Source organism: Massilia sp. 9I, assembly GCF_902506415.1.
Classification (GTDB): domain Bacteria; phylum Pseudomonadota; class Gammaproteobacteria; order Burkholderiales; family Burkholderiaceae_D; genus Telluria.
In genome coordinates, this window is the sequence record NZ_LR733275.1 from 2,458,328 (window position 1) to 2,474,379 (window position 16,052).

The window sequence follows — 16,052 nt, forward strand, 5'->3', positions numbered from 1 at the left end:
CTCTGCTGTTTTCTATGTGTGCCTCAGGCCTTGACGACCCGGCACAGCGATACCTTGGTTTCCTGCATCATCGTCACGGCGTCGTAGCCGTAGGTCCAGCCCGTGTTGATGGCTTCGCCGCGCACCGTCGGCGCCCCGCCTTCGGGGTAGTGGCGCTCGAGGTCTTCGCCCATCCACCAGCCGCCGAAGTGGAAAGGCGCCCAGACCAGTCCGATCGGCACCCGCTCGGTGACCATCGCCATCATCTTCATGCGCGCGCCGGTCGGGGTTTCGACCCATACGTAGTCGCCGACCTTTGCATGGATCTGGGCCGCGTCGCGCGGATTGATCTCGACGAACATGTTCTGCTGCAGCTCGGCCAGCCAGGGGTTCGAGCGGGTCTCTTCGCCGCCGCCCTCGTACTCGACCAGGCGTCCGGAGGTCATGATCAGCGGAAAATCCTTCGAGTAGTCGACTTCCTGCACCGACTTGTACAGGGTCGGCAGGCGCCAGAAGTTGGCCTTGTCGTCGTAGGTCGGGTACTTGGCGACCAGGTCGCGCCGCGGCGAGGCCAGCGGTTCGCGGTGGGTCGGCACCGGATCCGGGAAGTTCCAGACGTTGCAGCGCGCCCGCGCATTCCCGTAGGGCGCGCAGCCGTGGGCGATAACGACGCGGATGATGCCGCCCGACAAATCGGTCTTCCAGTTCTTGCCCTCGGCCATGGCTTGCTCTTGGGGCGTGAGTTCCGCCCACCAGCCCAGCTTCTTGAGGAAGACGTGGTCGAATTCCGGGTAGCCGGTGTCGAGCTGGCTGTCCTTGTTGGTCGAGCCGTCGGCCGCCAGCAGCGACACCCCGTCGTGCTCGACGCCCCAGTTGGCGCGGAACGGCAGTCCGCCCTCGGCCACCGACTTGTTGAGGTCGTACAGGATCGGCGTGCCCGGGTGCTTGAGTTCCGGCGTGCCCCAGCACGGCCACGGCAGGCCGTAGTAGTCGCCCTTGCAGGGACCGTCGTCGGCGCGCATGGTGGTCGGGTTGAAGGTGTGCTTGTTCTCCATGTGGAGCTTCAGGCGCTCCGGCGAACAGCCCGTGTAGCCGATGGTCCAGCACGAGCGGTTAATCTCGCGCAGGATGTCCTCGACCACCGGTTCGTTCATCACCACCTTGATGTTCTTGCACAGTTCGTTGTGGAAGCCGAACTTCTTGGCGAACAGGTACATGATCTCGTGGTCGGTCTTGCACTCGAACAGCGGCATGATGACCCGTTCGCGCCACTGGATGCTTCGGTTGGACGCCGTGCACGAGCCCGAGGTCTCGAACTGGGATGCGGCCGGCAGCAGGTAGACGCCATCGGTGCGGCCGTGCATCGAGGCCGTCATGCTCGGATAGGGGTCGATCACCACCAGCATGTCGAGCTTCTGCATCGCCGCCTTCATGTCCGGCAGGCGCACCTGGCTGTTCGGCGCGTGGCCCCAGTAGAACACGGCGCGCAGGTTGCTCGGCTGGTCGACGTACTTGTTCTCTTCGTTGACCGCGTCGAACCAGCGCGACACCGTGATGCCGGGCTTTTCCATCAGCTCCTTGGAGCCGAAGCGCGACTTGATCCATTCGTAATCCACGCCCCAGACGTTGGCGAAGTGCTTCCAGGCGCCCTCGGCGATGCCGTAGTAGCCCGGCAGCGAGTCGCCGTTGGGACCGACGTCGGTCGCGCCCTGCACGTTGTCGTGGCCGCGGTAGATGTTGGCGCCGCCGCCCGGGACGCCGATGTTGCCCAGCGCCAGCTGCAGGATCGACAGCGCACGCACGTTGGCGGTGCCGACGTGGTGCTGGGTGATGCCCATGCACCAGACCACCGAGGACGGCTTGTTCTTGGCCAGCATCTCGGCAGCCATTTTCACCGAGGCTTCCGGCACGCCGGTGATGTCCGAGACGATATCCGGCGTCCATTTCGCGACTTCCTTGCGCACGTCGTCCATGCCGTAGGTGCGCGCCGCGATGTATTCCTTGTCTTCCCAGCCGTTCTGGAAGATGTGCCACAGGATGCCCCACACCAGCGGGATGTCGGTGCCCGGGCGCACGCGCACGTAGTGGTGGGCGAAGCGCGCGGTGCGGGTGAAGCGCGGGTCGATGACGATCATCTTCGCGCCCAGTTCCTTGGCGTGCAGGAAGTGCAGCATCGAGATCGGGTGCGCCTCGGCCGGGTTGGAGCCGATGAACATCACCGCCTTGCTGTGGTGCAAGTCGTTGAAGGAGTTCGTCATGGCACCGTAGCCGAAGGTCTGGGCCACGCCAGCGACCGTGGTCGAGTGGCAGATGCGCGCCTGGTGGTCGCAGTTGTTGGAGCCCCAGAACGAGACGAATTTGCGCAGCAGGTAGGCCTGCTCGTTGTTGTGCTTGGAGCTGCCGATCACCATCAGGGCGTCGGGGCCGGACTTCTGGCGCAGCTCGATCAGCTTGTCGCCGATCTCGTTGATGGCCTGGTCCCAGGAGATGCGCTGGTACTTCCCGCCCACCAGCTTCATCGGGTAGCGCAGGCGGTGCTCGCCGAAGGCGTGCTCGCGCACCGAGGCGCCCTTGGCGCAGTGCGCACCCATGTTGATGGGCGAATCGAAGGCGGCTTCCTGGCGCACCCAGACGCCATTGGCCACCACCGCGTCGACCGAGCAGCCCACCGAGCAGTGGCTGCAGACGGTGCGCTTGATCTCCGTCGGCACCGGGGCGCCGGGCGCCTGGTCGGCTTTCGCCGGTTCGATCACGTTCAGCGGCAGCTGCCGGGCCAGGGCGCCGGCGCCGGCGGCGACGCCCGCGCCGACCAGGAAGCGGCGCCGTTTCAGTCCGCTGTCACGGACGGTCTTCACAAGGGACATGCTGTGTCTCCGGTTGCGCTCTTCCTGGTGTTACCAGTAGGCGGCGGTCTGGTAGTAACGACGGATGTGCTCGGTCTCGTGGTAGCCGCGCTTGGCCTCGGGCGCGGGCGCCGGTGCGGGGGCCGGCGCTTCCTCGGCCGTAGCGCTGCCGGCGACGACGGCAAGTGCGCCCAGCGGCGCGGCTTTCAGGAAGCTGCGCCGGGTCCGGTCCGGTGCGCTTTCCTGAGCTGTTTGATTCCCTTGCGGTAGCTGTTCCATGCCTGTGCCTCTATGGTTAAACGGGTGTTCCGTCGAGCGCTTCCCCGACCACGAAGGCTTGCGCTTCGATGTCGAGGAAGGCGCCGGCCAGCCGGGCGACCAGCCGGTAGTAATTCGATCCCTCCGCCGCCGCGATGTCGGCCAGGCAGCGCTCGTACCAGGGAGCGATGTGGACCTCGAAGAAGGCTTGCTGCTGCTCCAGCGGCTGGCGCGCAATGCCGGGGGCGCCGGTGATCAGGACGCGCATGGTCTCGCACAGGGCGCCCAGGTGGTCTTCGAACTCGGCGACGCCGCGCACGCGGCCAATGCCGAAGCGCGCCAGGTCGGCGCGCAGCTCCGCCAGCGGGGTGTCGTTCAGGAAGCCGGACAGGTAGCGCGAGCCGTAGGGGTTGACCGGCGGCGTGCCGACGCTGATGAAGAGTGTGTCGAATTCGTTTGCTACCGCATCCGGATCCATGACGCTGGACGCAACCGTCAGGGCCTCCCAGCTTTGCTCCAGCGCCGGGTCGCCCCCTTCGGAGAGGATGGGGTCGGCATGCGCCAGCGCGCCAAGCAAGGCAGCGTCCGGCGCCGCCAGCAGCAGGCGCGACAGCAGTGCGTACAGGTCGGCGCGCGCCTGGTCCTCCCCGGACAGCGGACGGGAAATGTGGATATGCGCAGTGGGTACGGCGGGACGGTCGATCGGCGGCGCGTCGGAAAGGGACACGGTGCTGCTCTCCTGTTAACAAAGCTTATAAGAAGTGTATTCCTCCATAGCGGCAAGCCGCGCACGGTTGGTCTTTTCGCGCCAAGGCTAGCGCATGCCCAGCGCCTGCATCAGGACCCGGATCACATAGGCCACCGCTGCCAGCGTAAACACGCCGCCCAGCCAGAGCGCCGCCATCCAGCCAAAACGCTGCATCCACTCCCGCCGCGTCGCCATCTAGTGGTACCCCGCATCGGCCTTGACCTTGCCGCGGAACACCCAGTACGACCAGCCGGTGTACATCAGGATGATGGGCAGGATGAACAGGGTGCCGACCAGCGCGAAGCCCTGGCTGCTGGGTGGCGAGGCGGCCTCCCAGATCGAGATCGCGGGCGGCACGATGTGCGGCCAGATGCTGATCGCCATGCCGCTGTAGCCGAGGAAGATCAGGGCCAGCGCCGCCACGAAAGGAACGCGGTGGGGATCCCGCGTGAGCGAGCGCAGCAGCAGGACGATGAAGACCAGCACCAGCACCGGCACCGGGGCCAGGAACACGATGTTCGGGAAGCTGAACCAGCGCTGGGCCACCGCCGGGTCGCGCCAGGGCGTCCAGATACTGATGATGACGATCGCGGCCAGCAGCATCAGGGCGAAGGGACGCGCCACCTGCACCATGCGCGCATGCAGCTCGCCCTCGGTCTTCATCACCAGCCAGGTGGCGCCCAGCAGGGTGTAGGCGATCATCACGCCGACGCCGGCCAGCAGCGGGAAAGGCGCGAGCCAGTCGAGCGGCCCGCCGGCATAGCTGCGGCCCGAGACCGTGATGCCGTCGAGGAAGGCGCCCAGCGCCACCCCCTGGAAGAAGGAAGCGACGACGGAACCGCCGATGAAGGCCTTGTCCCACAGGTGCCGCTCGTGTTCCTTGGCCTTGAAGCGGAATTCGAAGGCCACGCCGCGGAACACCAGGCCGACCAGCATGAAGATCAGCGGCAGGTAGAGCCCCGACAGGATGATCGAATAGGCCACCGGGAAGGCGGCCAGCAGCCCTTCCCCGCCCAGCACCAGCCAGGTTTCGTTGCCGTCCCAGACCGGCGCCACGGTGTTCATCATGGCGTCGCGGTCGCGCTTTTTCGGCGTGAAGGGAAACAGCAGGCCGATCCCCAGGTCAAAGCCGTCCAGCAGCACGTACATGAAGACGGCGAAGAAGATGATGACCGCCCAGATGACTGAAGTATCGATGCCCATGCTCAGGTCTCCCGCCGCTCGTCCTTGGACTGGCTTTCCGGTCCCGGATCATCATCGTTGCCGACATCCGCCGCCGACAGCGGCCGCATCGGCGTGCGCTCCTCGCCCGGCCCACCCTGCGGCGGCCGGTTCAGTTCGAAGCGCTGCGGACCCTTGCGGATCATGCGCAGCAGGTACACCGTGCCGGTGCCGAACACGAAAAAGTAGGCGACTACGAACAGGGCCAGGGTCAAGGCCAGCGAAGCGGCCCCGTGCGGCGACACCGCGTCGGCCGTGCGCAGCACCCCGTACACCACCCAGGGCTGGCGCCCGACTTCGGTGGTGGTCCAGCCCGCGAGGATGGCGATCAGCCCGGCCGGCCCCATCCACAGCGCGAAGCGCAGGAACAGGCGCTGCGACCACATGCGCGCTTCCCCTCCCCGCTTGCGCCGCAGCCACAGGCTCCAGGCGCCCAGCGCGATCATGAGCAGGCCCAGGCCCACCATCAGGCGGAAGCTCCAGAACACGATCAGGGAATTCGGCCGGTTCTCGCGCGGGAACTCCTTCAGGCCGGGGATCTGGCCGCCCCAGGTGTGGGTGAGGATGAGGCTGCCCAGGCGCGGTATGCCGACGGCATACTTGGTGCGTTCCTCTTCCATGTCCGGCACGCCGAACAGCAACAGCGGGATCGCGCGGTCGCCTTCGTTCTGCCAGTGCCCTTCCATCGCCGCGATCTTGGCCGGCTGGTGCTTGAGCGTGTTCAGGCCGTGGAAGTCGCCGACGATGGCCTGGATCGGCGCCACGATCAGCACCATCCACATCGCCATCGACAGCATCTTGCGCACCGCCGGGTTGTCGCGCCCCTTGAGGAGCTGCCAGGCGCCGGCCGCGCCGACGATCAGCGCGGTGGTGAGATAGGCGGCGATCACCATGTGCACCAGCCGGTAGGGAAAGGAAGGGTTGAACACGATCGCCAGCCAGTCGGCGGGAACCATGCGCCCGCCCTCGATGGCATAGCCCTGCGGGGTCTGCATCCAGCTGTTGGCGGCCAGGATCCAGGTGGCCGAGATCAGGGTGCCGACCGCCACCGCGCAGGTGGCGGCGAAATGCAGGCCGGGGCCGACCCGGGTCCAGCCGAACAGCATTACCCCTAGGAAGCCCGCCTCCAGGAAGAAGGCGGTCAGCACCTCGTAGGACAGGATCGGTCCCATGATGCTGCCCGCGAACTCGGACAGGTAGCTCCAGTTGGTGCCGATCTGGTAGGCCATCACGATGCCGGACACCACCCCCATGCCGAAGGTGACGGCGAAGATCTTGAGCCAGTAGTGGTACAGGTCGACGTAGACCTGGCGCTTGGTGCGCAGCCAGCACAGCTCGAGCACGGCGAGATAGCTCGCCATGCCGATAGTGATGGCCGGGAACAGGATGTGGAAAGACATCGTGAACGCGAATTGCACGCGCGCCAGATCCAGTGCGGACAAACCGAACATTGACGCTCCTTTTTCTTGGTCGTTCTTCGTTGGCGTGTCCGGAATCTAGCATGCACAATGGGTGCGCACGCTTGGCGAGGGCGATTAAATCGCCCTCCTGTGAGGCTGCGAAACCCATCTGTTTCACTTCCAAAATCTTTCATGCTGTCAGAAAACCGGCGGCCACTGATCCAAATTAATGACCTGTCAGATCGCCCTTAGCGCACCGATGGGCTCGTCTATATTGGCTGACGATTCGAGCCCGGCAGGCGTCAAACCACCCGACGCGCAAGCTTGCCGGCTCGCTATCCGGCGACCCACCCTCTCCCGATCCATGTAGCGCCGGGCACGGCGGCTGGGCCAACCATCGTTCCACGATGTGATGTGAAAGGAATTGCCATGACAAACAAGCAGACCAACCAGGCCGCGACGCGCCTGGCGTCCGGGGCGCGCGCGGCGGAAACGCCCTACGCTTCCTCGGCGCCGACGTCAGCCTTTGCCGAGATCCGGCAGGACGTCGACGCCGGCGCGGTGCGCCAGCTGCTGGGTCCCGCAGTGTCCGGCGGCGCCGTCGAACCCGAACTGGCCGGCACCGGCTCCATCTACCGCCACAACTGGGGCGCCCGGCGCGGCCAGTGGGTGCTGCGCCTCAACTGGTCGGCCATCAACGCGCGCTCGCGCGTGTTCGTGGCGATCGGCGAAGGCGCTGCGGGCGGACCGGACGGCGGCAAGTTCATCGGCTCGGCCCGCTACACCGTGCACAACGTCGCGCCGCGGGCCGGCGGCGTCGATATCTGGGTCAACATCGAATGGAGCAGCGACCTCCTGCTCTACGTCGACTACCTGATCGTCAACCCCTGAACACAAAGGAGAGCATCATGTCGCCAAATGACCGTATTGACCGGGACGCAGCCTTGACCCTCGACCGTCCCTGGACCGCGGGCGAGCCCATCGGCTCTTCCGCCGCCACGGGTCCCTACAGCGAAGCCGAGGCCGACGCCGACGTCGGCGCAGGCAGCCTGCAGCCGGTGCTGCAGGGCAACGGCTTTACCTACCGCCACAACTGGGGCCTGCGGCGCGGCCAGTGGATCCTGCGCCTGAACTGGAGCGAGATCGGCCCGCGTTCGCAGGTCTTCGTCGCCATCGGCGAAGGCGCCGCCGGCGGCCCGGACGCCGGCAAGTTCATCGGCTCGGCCCGCTACACCGTGCACAATGTGGCTCCGCGCGCCGGCGGCGTCGACATCTGGGTCAACATCGAGTGGAGCTCGGACATTGCGCTCTACGTCGACTACCTGATCGTCAACCCGGCCGTCACCGGCAACCGCACGGTTTCGGTGACCGTGCACCGCCACAGCAGCGTGGCGTTGACGGAGGCCGACGCCGACCGCATCCTGGCCGACATGGGCCGCATTCTGCAGGTCGACGACACCGGGCCGGACGTCGCCACCCCGGTGCAGTTCGTCCGCAACGGCGCGGTGCGCGTGCTGCCGGCGAACGTCCCCGGGACCATCCAGACCGCGGCCGACCTGAACGCGCTGCTCACCGCCGGCAGCGGGGTCAAAATCGTGCAGGCCATTCGCTGGTGCGGCGGCCCGGGCGACAACATCATCGGTTGCGCCCCGGTCGGCAGCGCCACGGTGAACGTGGCCGCGGTGCGCTTCACCGCCAACCAGGAGGGCCTGATCTGGGTGCACGAATATGGCCACAACTGCGGCCTGCCGCACCGCACCGACGATCCGCGCGCGGTGATGTACCCGTCGGTTGGCGTCGACCACAACGTGGTCAACGCGGCCGAATCGTCGGCATACCTGAGCGGGCCGCTGACCAAGGTCACCGGCAAGGTGCTGGCCGCCAGCGGCTGCAACTGCGGCACCGGCGACCTCAAGGCCCCGGCGGACGTGCGCGACTTCGTGTCCCAGCACTGGATCGAGGGCGTGCCCTACGAACTGGCCTCGCAGTACGGCGAGGCGGATGCGCGCAAGCTGCTCGACTGGCTGGTCAATGAGCCAGAGAAGCACGAGGAGTTCCTGCCTCAGATCGTGGCCACCCTCGGCTACATCGGCAGCGAGATCGCCGCCCAGCCGCTGATCGACTTCGTGCAGAGCCAGCGTGCGGGACGCGCGGTGTTCAACGCCAAGAACGCCGCCCTGCTGCGCCTGGGCGACCTGGCCAACCGTTCCGGCAGCAAACTGGCGCTGGATTTCCTGCGCAAGGTGGCGAGCGACATCGGCCTGGCCCGCAGCCTGGCCGCGCCGCAGGCGAGCGCCGAGCAACGCGAGGCTGCCCAGAGCGGCGTGACCGCGCCGCAGGCGAGCGCCGAGCAACGCGAGGCTGCCCAGAGCGGCGTGACCGCGCCGACCGCCGAGACCCTGGCGGCCGAGCTGGCGGTGTCCGCGACCTTCGGCCTAGCGCTGGCCGGCACGCCTGAGGCAAAGCGCACCGTCGACGCACTCAAGACCGATCCGAACGCTTTTGCTTCGGTCAACCAGGCTGCGACGGAGGCAGCGGAGATCGCGGAGAAAGTCGTCCAGCAGGGCCGCAACGAGTATTACCGGCTGAAGGCGGAACAGCGCCATCAGCTGTAATCTCCTTACGTAGGTAAACGTGTAGGGTGGCGGCCTAGCCGTCACCCTACACTGCTTTTGGAAAATGAAATACCGGGAACTGTACAGCCGTCTATAATGGCCCGGTCAGTACTCCGTATTTCCGCCATGAACCAACCCATGTCCATGCCGGGCGAATCGCCCCCCATTATCCAGGCCCTCAAGACCAGCTGCGGCGCCTGCAGCATGCACCAGCTGTGCCTGCCCATGGGGCTGGAGGATGCCGACATCAACCGTCTTGACCAGATCATCGGCCGCCGCCGGCGCCTGGTGCGCGACGAACGCCTGTACGCGATGGGCGAGCCCTTCCGCAACCTGTACGCGGTGCGCTTCGGCCATTTCAAGACCTACCAGGTGAACGCGGCCGGCGAAGCCCAGATCACCGGCTTCCAGATGGCCGGCGAACTGCTGGGCATGGACGCGATCAGCGGCACCCACCATTGCGACGCGGTGGCGCTCGAGGACAGCGAGGTATGCGAGATTCCGTTCTCGCGCCTGGAAGAGCTGTTCGGCCAGGTCCCTGCCCTGCTGCGCCACTTCCACCGCATCATGAGCCAGGAAATTACGCGCGAGCAGAACGTCATGCTCCTTCTCGGGAACATGCGCGCCGAGCAGCGCTTCGCGGTCTTCCTGGTCAACCTGTCGGCGCGCTATGCGACGCGCGGCTATTCGCCCAATCACTTCCAGCTGCGCATGTCGCGCGAAGACATCGGCAACTACCTCGGCCTGACCATCGAAAGCGTCAGCCGCCTGCTGTCGCGCTTCAAGAAGCAGGGCTGGCTGCAGGTCGACAAGCGCGAAGTGACCCTGCTCGACCCGGTCAAGCTCAAGGCGATGGCGGCCGGCCTCGATGCCTGCAGCCCGATGGGCTGAGCAGCTCCGCCATGGCATCCGAACCCCTGCTCGACCTGCACATCCGCAGCTACGGCGAGAACCGGGACGCGGACCGCCACAACTTTGCCCAGGTGGTGCTGCCGGTCAGCGGCGAGGTCGCGCTGGAGATCGAGGGACGCACCGGCCGCCTCGATCCCCTGCATGGGGCCTTCGTGGCGCCGGGCGCCTGGCATTCGCAGTACAGCCCGGTTGCCAACCGCTCGCTGATCCTCGACGTCGGCGCACCGAATTTCGAACAGGGGCCGTGGCAGCAGCTGCTCGAGCGTCCCTTCACTGCGATCGGACCGGCGGCGCGCAAGCTGGTCGAATTCATGGGCATCCTGGCCGCTGGCAGCGCCCCCGCCCCGTCCGTGCTGCAGCGCTGGACGCCGCTGCTGCTCGATACGCTCACCCTCGGCGCGCCGCAGCCGGCTTCGCGCCTGGCCGCCCTGCTGGCGCGCATCGAGGCGGAGCCGGGCCTGGCCTGGTCCACCGACAGCATGGCGCGCACGGCGGGCGTGAGCGTGAGCCGCCTGCACACCCTGTTCCGCGACGAGCACGACACCACGCCGCACGACTGGCTGCTGCGCTGCCGCCTGCAGCGCGCCTGCGACTGGCTGGCGGGGAGCGCCCGCCCGGTGGCCGAGATCGCGCTGGCGGCCGGCTTCTCGGAACAAAGCGCCCTGACACGGGCCATGCGCCGCGCGCTGGATACCACGCCCGCAGCCTACCGCCGCGCACAGCGCGAGAAACGGTCAAAGACGCAGTAGGCAGGGTCAAGAAAGTCGTCGCCAGCCGTCCGACAATCTCCGGTCAAAGGAGATTGCCCAATGCTGTCGCAGATTCAAACCACATCCAGCCAGACCCAACTCGGCATCGGCGCCGGCATCATCGCCGGCGCGTTCTGGGGCCTGGTGTTCCTCGCGCCCGAACTCACGCCGGGCTTCACGCCGCTGCAACTGTCGGCCGGCCGCTACCTCGCCTACGGCCTGGTTGCCGCCGTGCTGGTCGCGCGCGCCTGGCCGCGCCTGAGGCGCACCCTGAGCTGGGCCGACTGGCGCGGCCTGGCCTGGCTCAGCCTCTTGGGCAACATCGTGTACTACCTGTTCGTGGCCCAGGCGGTGCAGTCGGGCGGCGTCGCCATGACCTCGATCGTGATCGGGCTGCTGCCGCTGGCCGTCACCCTGGCCGGCTTGCGCGAGCCGGGTGCTGTGCCGCTGCGGCGCCTGGCGCCTTCGCTGGTGCTGGGCGGTGCGGGGCTGGCCTGCATCAGCTGGGATGCCGCGGCGTCAAGCGAGGGCGGCTCGGTGCTCGGCCTGCTGTGCGCCCTCGGTGCGCTGGTGTCCTGGACCATCTACGCCGTCGTCAACCGGCGCTGGCTGGCGCGCCTGAAGGGCGTGTCCGGCCAGGAATGGAGCCTCCTGGTAGGCGTGGTGACGGGCGCCCAGGCCCTGCTGCTGGCGTTGCCGGCTTTCCAGCCAGGAGGCGCCACGCACACCACCAGCGAATGGATGCAGTTCCTCGGCGTGGTGACGGCCGTGGGGATCTTCTGCTCGGTGGTCGGCAACGCGCTGTGGAACTACGCCAGCCGCGCGCTGCCGATGGCGCTGATGGGACAGATGATCGTGTTCGAGACTGTGTTCGCCTCGCTGTATGGTTTCCTGTGGGAGGCGCGCTGGCCCAACGCTTGGGAAGCGGCCGCGCTGGTGCTGCTGTTGGCCGGTGTGGCGTCCTGCGCCGCGGCCCATCGCAACTGAGAGCGCCTAACAAAACCCCGAGGGCAAGGCGCACCGTCGAAGACAGTACGCTAGTACGGCGAGACGGTGCAACGCAGCCATCGGGGGAATTGTTAGGCGCTCTAAGACGCCAGGAAGGCGGTATATCCCAGGATGAAGGCAGTGCGCAGGCGCAGGAACTCTTCGATGTCCTTGAATTTCGATTGCCTCTGGACCAGCAGGTAGGCGGTGACGATGGTCTCGCGGCCGGGGACGAAGAACTGGATCTGGCTGATGGTGCCGCCGCCCATGCCGAGCACGTTGACGGTATAGCTGAGCACGTCGATGCCGTTCACCTGTTCGCGCTCGAACACCAGGGGCTCCCGGCCCGGCGCCGTGTGCGCCGCCATCTTGGCGGCAGCCTCCGGATCGGCCGCCAGGTGGGCGTCGAGGCGTCCGCGCAGGCGGCGGTAAGTATGTTCGAGGTGCTGGATGACGAGCGACCTGTCCTTTTCGAACATGCCCGGCATGCTTTGCTCGACCTTGACGTTGGCGAAGTACTCGGTGTCGGGATAGGCGTACATGGCGGTGACGCCGTCCTGCACCGAGACCTGTTCCTTCCACGCCGGCGTGGCGGCATCCTTGCTGGCAAACTCCAGCACGCGCGATCGCGGGCAGCCCTGGCAGCGCGGCCGCAACTCGACCAGACGCAAGCCGTCATCGAAGGCGGTGGGCACCAGGCGTTCGAAGGCCGGAGGCACCGCCGGTGCGGCTTGAACCAAGGCCGGAAACAGGCACAGGGCCAGGATGGCGAGCAGGAAGCGAGAAACGAGGGTCATGGCGGACAGGTAGAAGTCGGAACCCTTCCATCCTGCCGCCCTGCCCTGCAAGCCGCCAGCCATATTGCCAAGGTAGCGCAAGGCGGCCTTGCCGGTAGCGTCCTGCGCTCCGCCTTTAGGCTTCGATCACGAGCTCCGGCCGGAAGGCTTCCTGCTCGCCCTTGCTGAGATAACCGAGCGGATTGGCGACGACGCGGCACGACCACGAGCGGCCGGCGTCGACGCCACTGACCACGTAGTCGTTGGCGCAGTGCAGGTGGCCGTGGATCCAGATATCGGCCTGGGGGAATAGCGCGTCCATGGCATTGCAGAAGCCGGCGGTGCCGGGCGTCAGGCCGTAGCGCGGGTCGGCGCTTTGCAGGCTGGGGGCGAAATGGGTCACCACGACCGTCCGGCCATCGAAAGGCGCCGCCAGCGCGCCGCGCAGCCAGTCCTGGCAGTCGAGCGACATGCTGCGGATGCCCTCGGCCAGCACCTTCTCGCCATTCTTGAGGGTCGTGTTCTTCGACAGGTAGTAATTCGCGGCGCGGAAGGCCTTTTCGCGCCGCTGCAGCTGCTTGGTCAGATCCTGCTCCTGCACCGCCAGGGCATCGAAGTCGCTCCACAGGGTGGTGCCGATGAAGCGCACGCCGTCGATGACGAGGGTCTCGCGGTCCAGCCATTCGATGCCGAGCTGCGTACAGATGGCGCGCAGGCGCGCATAAGCCTCGTCATATTCGAGGCCGTCGAATTCGTGGTTGCCGGGGATGTAGAGCACCCGTGCGCTCGTCGCACCCGGACGCAGCGGCGAGAAGCGTCCGAGGCCGAAGTCCTCGCCCGTGAGGCGCGAGCCGGACTGGTAGGACCCAATGTCGCCCGCCAGGATGATGAGGTCGGTGTCTTCCCGTATTTCGGGGACGAAGTGCGGGTAGCGTTCGAGGTGCAGGTCGGAGAAAAGCTGGATACGCATGGTCGGCGCAGTATAGCGGCTTTCGGCCGCGGGCCGCGCCGCCCGCGCTAGAAGCTGATCCGCACGTAGGGCGCGCTCTGCTTCGCTTCGCCGTGGAAGACCGCCTCGATATTGTTGCCGTCCGGGTCGAGCACGAAGGCGCCGTAATAGCCGGGATGGTAGGGGCGCTCGCCGGGGCGGCCGTTGTCCCTGCCGCCCGCGGCCAGCGCCGCGAAATAGAAGGCGTTCACCATCTTGCGGTCGCGCGCCTGGAAAGCCAGGTGGTGGCGCCCGGTGAGCCTTCCCTGCGCGGCGCGGCTGTCGCGGCTGGAGATGAACAGCTCGTCGGCCCAGAAATAGTCTTCGCCCGCGCCGCCGATCGGAATGCCGAGCACCTCGAACACGGCGCCGTAGAACCTGCGCGACGCGGCAAGGTCGCGTACCACCAGCTGGATGTGGTCGATCAGGCGGCCGCGGTAGATTTCCTGTGTTTCCATGCTGATCTCCTGGTGAGGTCCATCATGCGGATCCAAATGCTGCGCAAGCAGTGTAAAAGGAAATCGCGGCACGAGCTAGGGCGTGATGAGTTTCCACTTTCCTTCCGAGACCACCTCCACCCTGCCGTCGCGGACCTTGAGCGCGCTCTGGTCGTCGATCAGGTAAGACGGCATTGGAAGCCCGGCCGCCAGCAGCTCGAGCGCCGCCGAGGTGTTGTCCGCGAAGCCGGGATAGTCCAGGTGGGGATGGAGCGCACAGTCCAGCAGGCCGAGCGACTTGTCGGTCTCGGGCGGCAGGCAGTGACCGTGGTAGCTGGTCCCCCAGCGGGTCATGATCATGCTGCCAGCACTCAGGCCCACGTAAACGGTCTTTTCCAGCAACGATGGCAGCAGCGCAGCCAGGCCGGACTGCTGCATCCAATAGGTCAGGTACTGGCAGTCGCCGCCTCCCACCAGCAGGGCGTCGGCTCCCTCGATCATTGGCAACCAGCGTTCGCGCTTAATGGTCGGCAGTGCGGTGAGCTCGAGCACCCCCAGCGATCTCCAGCCCAGTTCGCAGAAGGGGTCGCCCAGTGCGCCCCGGATGACCTCGCGCGACAGATCGGGGCCATTTTCGATCGGGTAGATCGCGGTCGGGATGAACAGCGCGCGCGATTGCGCCACCGGTTTGCCCAGCAGCTCGACCAGCGCCGCCGCGATGCTGGCGTTGCTGATGCCGGCGGAAGTCAGGAGAAGTTTCATGTTCGCCTTTCGTCAGGGTGTGGCCTTGATCGCGCCGCGGTACAAGGCGTCAGTGATGCGTTCCTGGAAGCGCGCCTCGGACGAGAAGCGCCCTGGCCGGGTGTCCGGATCCGCGCCGACGCCGCTGGCGGCATAGATCATGCCATTTTTCGTCTGCGGGTCGAACACGAAGAGCGCGTTCAGCCCCCAGGCCCAGCCGAGGTGCCCGACGCCCGTGAAACCGCCGCCCTCGACCAGGCGGTCGCCGCGCGCCCGCCCGTCCTTGAACGCGCTGGCGTCCACGAAGTGCTGGTTGCCCAGGCCCCAGGCCTGGTACAGGCCGTGATAGGTGCCGCCGTCGCCGCTGGCGCTGCCGTTGGCGCCCTCCTGGATCGTCCATTGGCGCGACAGCATGGTCTTGACCGTCTCCGGCTTGAGGATCTGCTTCGCGCCGTGCCGCCCTTCGTTCATCAGCATCAGCATGATCTGCGCCAGTTCACCGGTCGAGATGCGCAGGCTGCCCTGGGGCCCGAACAGGGTGCCGTTGGTGCCGACGGCGTAAGCTTCCAGACCGCCCGGCGCCGTCGGGGGCTGGATGTGGAAGTCGTCGGACTGAGCGATCCACGGCCCCTGCGGGTCCCAGCGCTCGGCGCCGTCCTTCTCGCGCTTGCGGTAGAGGGTCGCGACGTCATCGATGCGCGCGGGGGCGAAGTCGGCCAGGTAGAAGCCGGCATTGAGGCCCATCGGGTCGAAGACCAGGCGCCGCATCAGGCGGTCGAAGCGCTCGCGCGAGGCGGCTTCCATGACGGTTGCGACCAGCCCGTAGTTGAAGTTCACGTACTCGAACCAGCCACCCGGTGCGTGCGTGCTCGACCACATCGCGCCGCTGCCGTACAGGCGCCCGCCGGGTAGCAGCACTTCCTTCAGGCTGGCGCGAGGCTCGAACTTGAAGCCGCCCTCATCGCGCAGGGATGAAGTATGCGTGAGCAGCATGCGCAGGGTGATCGGCTGGTCCGGGAAATGCGGGTTGCGCAGTTTGTAGCCCAGGTAGTCGCTCACATCACGGTCCAGCGACAGCACGCCCTGCTCCACCAGCTTCATGGCGCCGATGCTCGTCACGAACTTCGAGATAGAGGCGATGCGGAACATCGTGTCCGCATCCATCGGAAGCGCAGTCGCCGTGGCGGTCGCTAGGCGCTTGACCCCGAACTGGCGGCTGTAGACGATCTCGCCACCGCGGATTGCCGCCACCGACAGGCCCGGCAGCGGCATGGCGGGATCGTCGACGACGGCCTGAAGCCGGTGGCTCAAGGCCTCGGCCTGCGCCGCCGCCAAGGGCGCGGCGCAGGCCGACTGGCTCAGGATCGCGAGGGAAGCCATCGCCAGCAGCGCCCGCAC

Annotated in this window: 16 protein-coding genes; 5 read left to right on the top strand and 11 right to left on the bottom strand. The window is 66.9% G+C overall.

The annotated features are described in order from the left end of the window. Positions 1–23 precede the first annotated feature (23 nt). From GV068_RS11030 to GV068_RS11055, 6 genes are all read right to left on the bottom strand, one after another. Positions 24–2,843: a formate dehydrogenase subunit alpha gene (locus GV068_RS11030; RefSeq protein WP_159697365.1), complete on the bottom strand. Its 2,820-nt coding sequence runs from the start codon at positions 2,841–2,843 to the stop codon at positions 24–26. Positions 2,844–2,873: 30 nt separating this feature from the next. Then, on the bottom strand, positions 2,874–3,101 hold the full coding sequence (locus GV068_RS11035) for a twin-arginine translocation signal domain-containing protein (protein WP_159697366.1): 228 nt from the start codon (positions 3,099–3,101) through the stop codon (positions 2,874–2,876). A 16-nt stretch (positions 3,102–3,117) separates the two neighbouring features. Continuing rightward, the gene (locus GV068_RS11040; protein WP_229464035.1) at positions 3,118–3,807 is read right to left on the bottom strand and encodes a molecular chaperone; all 690 of its coding nucleotides are present in this window, start codon (positions 3,805–3,807) and stop codon (positions 3,118–3,120) included. Positions 3,808–3,894: 87 nt separating this feature from the next. Further along, complete coding sequence (locus GV068_RS11045; protein WP_229464036.1) at positions 3,895–4,002, bottom strand: DUF2474 family protein; 108 nt, start codon at positions 4,000–4,002, stop codon at positions 3,895–3,897. Positions 4,003–4,023: 21 nt separating this feature from the next. Next, the gene (cydB, locus tag GV068_RS11050; RefSeq protein ID WP_159697368.1) at positions 4,024–5,031 is read right to left on the bottom strand and encodes a cytochrome d ubiquinol oxidase subunit II; all 1,008 of its coding nucleotides are present in this window, start codon (positions 5,029–5,031) and stop codon (positions 4,024–4,026) included. Positions 5,032–5,033: 2 nt separating this feature from the next. Continuing rightward, positions 5,034–6,500 (bottom strand): cytochrome ubiquinol oxidase subunit I, encoded by a 1,467-nt coding sequence (locus GV068_RS11055; protein ID WP_159697369.1) that lies wholly within the window; start codon positions 6,498–6,500, stop codon positions 5,034–5,036. A 378-nt stretch (positions 6,501–6,878) separates the two neighbouring features. Here GV068_RS11055 and GV068_RS11060 point away from each other — a divergent pair, with 378 nt between their 5' ends. From GV068_RS11060 to GV068_RS11080, 5 genes are all read left to right on the top strand, one after another. Next, on the top strand, positions 6,879–7,340 hold the full coding sequence (locus tag GV068_RS11060) for a hypothetical protein (protein ID WP_159697370.1): 462 nt from the start codon (positions 6,879–6,881) through the stop codon (positions 7,338–7,340). 17 nt (positions 7,341–7,357) lie between these two features. Further along, positions 7,358–9,064, top strand: a complete 1,707-nt coding sequence (locus tag GV068_RS11065) for a hypothetical protein (RefSeq protein WP_159697371.1) — start codon at positions 7,358–7,360, stop codon at positions 9,062–9,064. Between the two features lie 126 nt (positions 9,065–9,190). Beyond that, complete coding sequence (gene fnr / locus GV068_RS11070; RefSeq protein WP_159697372.1) at positions 9,191–9,955, top strand: fumarate/nitrate reduction transcriptional regulator Fnr; 765 nt, start codon at positions 9,191–9,193, stop codon at positions 9,953–9,955. An 11-nt stretch (positions 9,956–9,966) separates the two neighbouring features. Further along, entirely contained in the window at positions 9,967–10,725 is a 759-nt protein-coding gene (locus tag GV068_RS11075) for an AraC family transcriptional regulator (protein ID WP_159697373.1), read from the top strand. A 60-nt stretch (positions 10,726–10,785) separates the two neighbouring features. Then, the gene (locus tag GV068_RS11080; protein ID WP_159697375.1) at positions 10,786–11,712 is read left to right on the top strand and encodes a DMT family transporter; all 927 of its coding nucleotides are present in this window, start codon (positions 10,786–10,788) and stop codon (positions 11,710–11,712) included. A 101-nt stretch (positions 11,713–11,813) separates the two neighbouring features. Here the strand turns inward: GV068_RS11080 and GV068_RS11085 are convergent, their stop codons facing one another. The 5 genes from GV068_RS11085 to GV068_RS11105 all read right to left on the bottom strand — a co-directional run bounded on the left by GV068_RS11085 (position 11,814) and on the right by GV068_RS11105 (position 16,052). Further along, on the bottom strand, positions 11,814–12,509 hold the full coding sequence (locus tag GV068_RS11085; protein ID WP_159697377.1) for a hypothetical protein: 696 nt from the start codon (positions 12,507–12,509) through the stop codon (positions 11,814–11,816). A gap of 115 nt (positions 12,510–12,624) precedes the next feature. Then, on the bottom strand, positions 12,625–13,458 hold the full coding sequence (locus GV068_RS11090) for a metallophosphoesterase (protein WP_159697379.1): 834 nt from the start codon (positions 13,456–13,458) through the stop codon (positions 12,625–12,627). Between the two features lie 47 nt (positions 13,459–13,505). Next, positions 13,506–13,934, bottom strand: coding sequence for a VOC family protein (locus GV068_RS11095; RefSeq protein WP_159697381.1), 429 nt, complete (start codon positions 13,932–13,934; stop codon positions 13,506–13,508). 75 nt (positions 13,935–14,009) lie between these two features. Next, the gene (locus GV068_RS11100) at positions 14,010–14,675 is read right to left on the bottom strand and encodes a Type 1 glutamine amidotransferase-like domain-containing protein (RefSeq protein ID WP_159697383.1); all 666 of its coding nucleotides are present in this window, start codon (positions 14,673–14,675) and stop codon (positions 14,010–14,012) included. Positions 14,676–14,687: 12 nt separating this feature from the next. Next, positions 14,688–16,052 carry a serine hydrolase gene (locus GV068_RS11105; RefSeq protein ID WP_229464044.1) on the bottom strand — a complete coding sequence of 455 codons (1,365 nt, stop codon included), beginning with the start codon at positions 16,050–16,052 and terminating at the stop codon, positions 14,688–14,690.

Coding starts and splice junctions, on each gene's coding strand:
- GV068_RS11030 (WP_159697365.1), bottom strand. CDS start 2,843: ATGTCCCTTGTGAAGACCGTCCGTGACAGCGGACTGAAACGGCGCCGC.
- GV068_RS11035 (WP_159697366.1), bottom strand. CDS start 3,101: ATGGAACAGCTACCGCAAGGGAATCAAACAGCTCAGGAAAGCGCACCG.
- GV068_RS11045 (WP_229464036.1), bottom strand. CDS start 4,002: ATGCAGCGTTTTGGCTGGATGGCGGCGCTCTGGCTGGGCGGCGTGTTT.
- cydB (WP_159697368.1), bottom strand. CDS start 5,031: ATGGGCATCGATACTTCAGTCATCTGGGCGGTCATCATCTTCTTCGCC.
- GV068_RS11055 (WP_159697369.1), bottom strand. CDS start 6,500: ATGTTCGGTTTGTCCGCACTGGATCTGGCGCGCGTGCAATTCGCGTTC.
- GV068_RS11060 (WP_159697370.1), top strand. CDS start 6,879: ATGACAAACAAGCAGACCAACCAGGCCGCGACGCGCCTGGCGTCCGGG.
- GV068_RS11065 (WP_159697371.1), top strand. CDS start 7,358: ATGTCGCCAAATGACCGTATTGACCGGGACGCAGCCTTGACCCTCGAC.
- fnr (WP_159697372.1), top strand. CDS start 9,191: ATGAACCAACCCATGTCCATGCCGGGCGAATCGCCCCCCATTATCCAG.
- GV068_RS11075 (WP_159697373.1), top strand. CDS start 9,967: ATGGCATCCGAACCCCTGCTCGACCTGCACATCCGCAGCTACGGCGAG.
- GV068_RS11080 (WP_159697375.1), top strand. CDS start 10,786: ATGCTGTCGCAGATTCAAACCACATCCAGCCAGACCCAACTCGGCATC.
- GV068_RS11085 (WP_159697377.1), bottom strand. CDS start 12,509: ATGACCCTCGTTTCTCGCTTCCTGCTCGCCATCCTGGCCCTGTGCCTG.
- GV068_RS11090 (WP_159697379.1), bottom strand. CDS start 13,458: ATGCGTATCCAGCTTTTCTCCGACCTGCACCTCGAACGCTACCCGCAC.
- GV068_RS11095 (WP_159697381.1), bottom strand. CDS start 13,934: ATGGAAACACAGGAAATCTACCGCGGCCGCCTGATCGACCACATCCAG.
- GV068_RS11100 (WP_159697383.1), bottom strand. CDS start 14,675: ATGAAACTTCTCCTGACTTCCGCCGGCATCAGCAACGCCAGCATCGCG.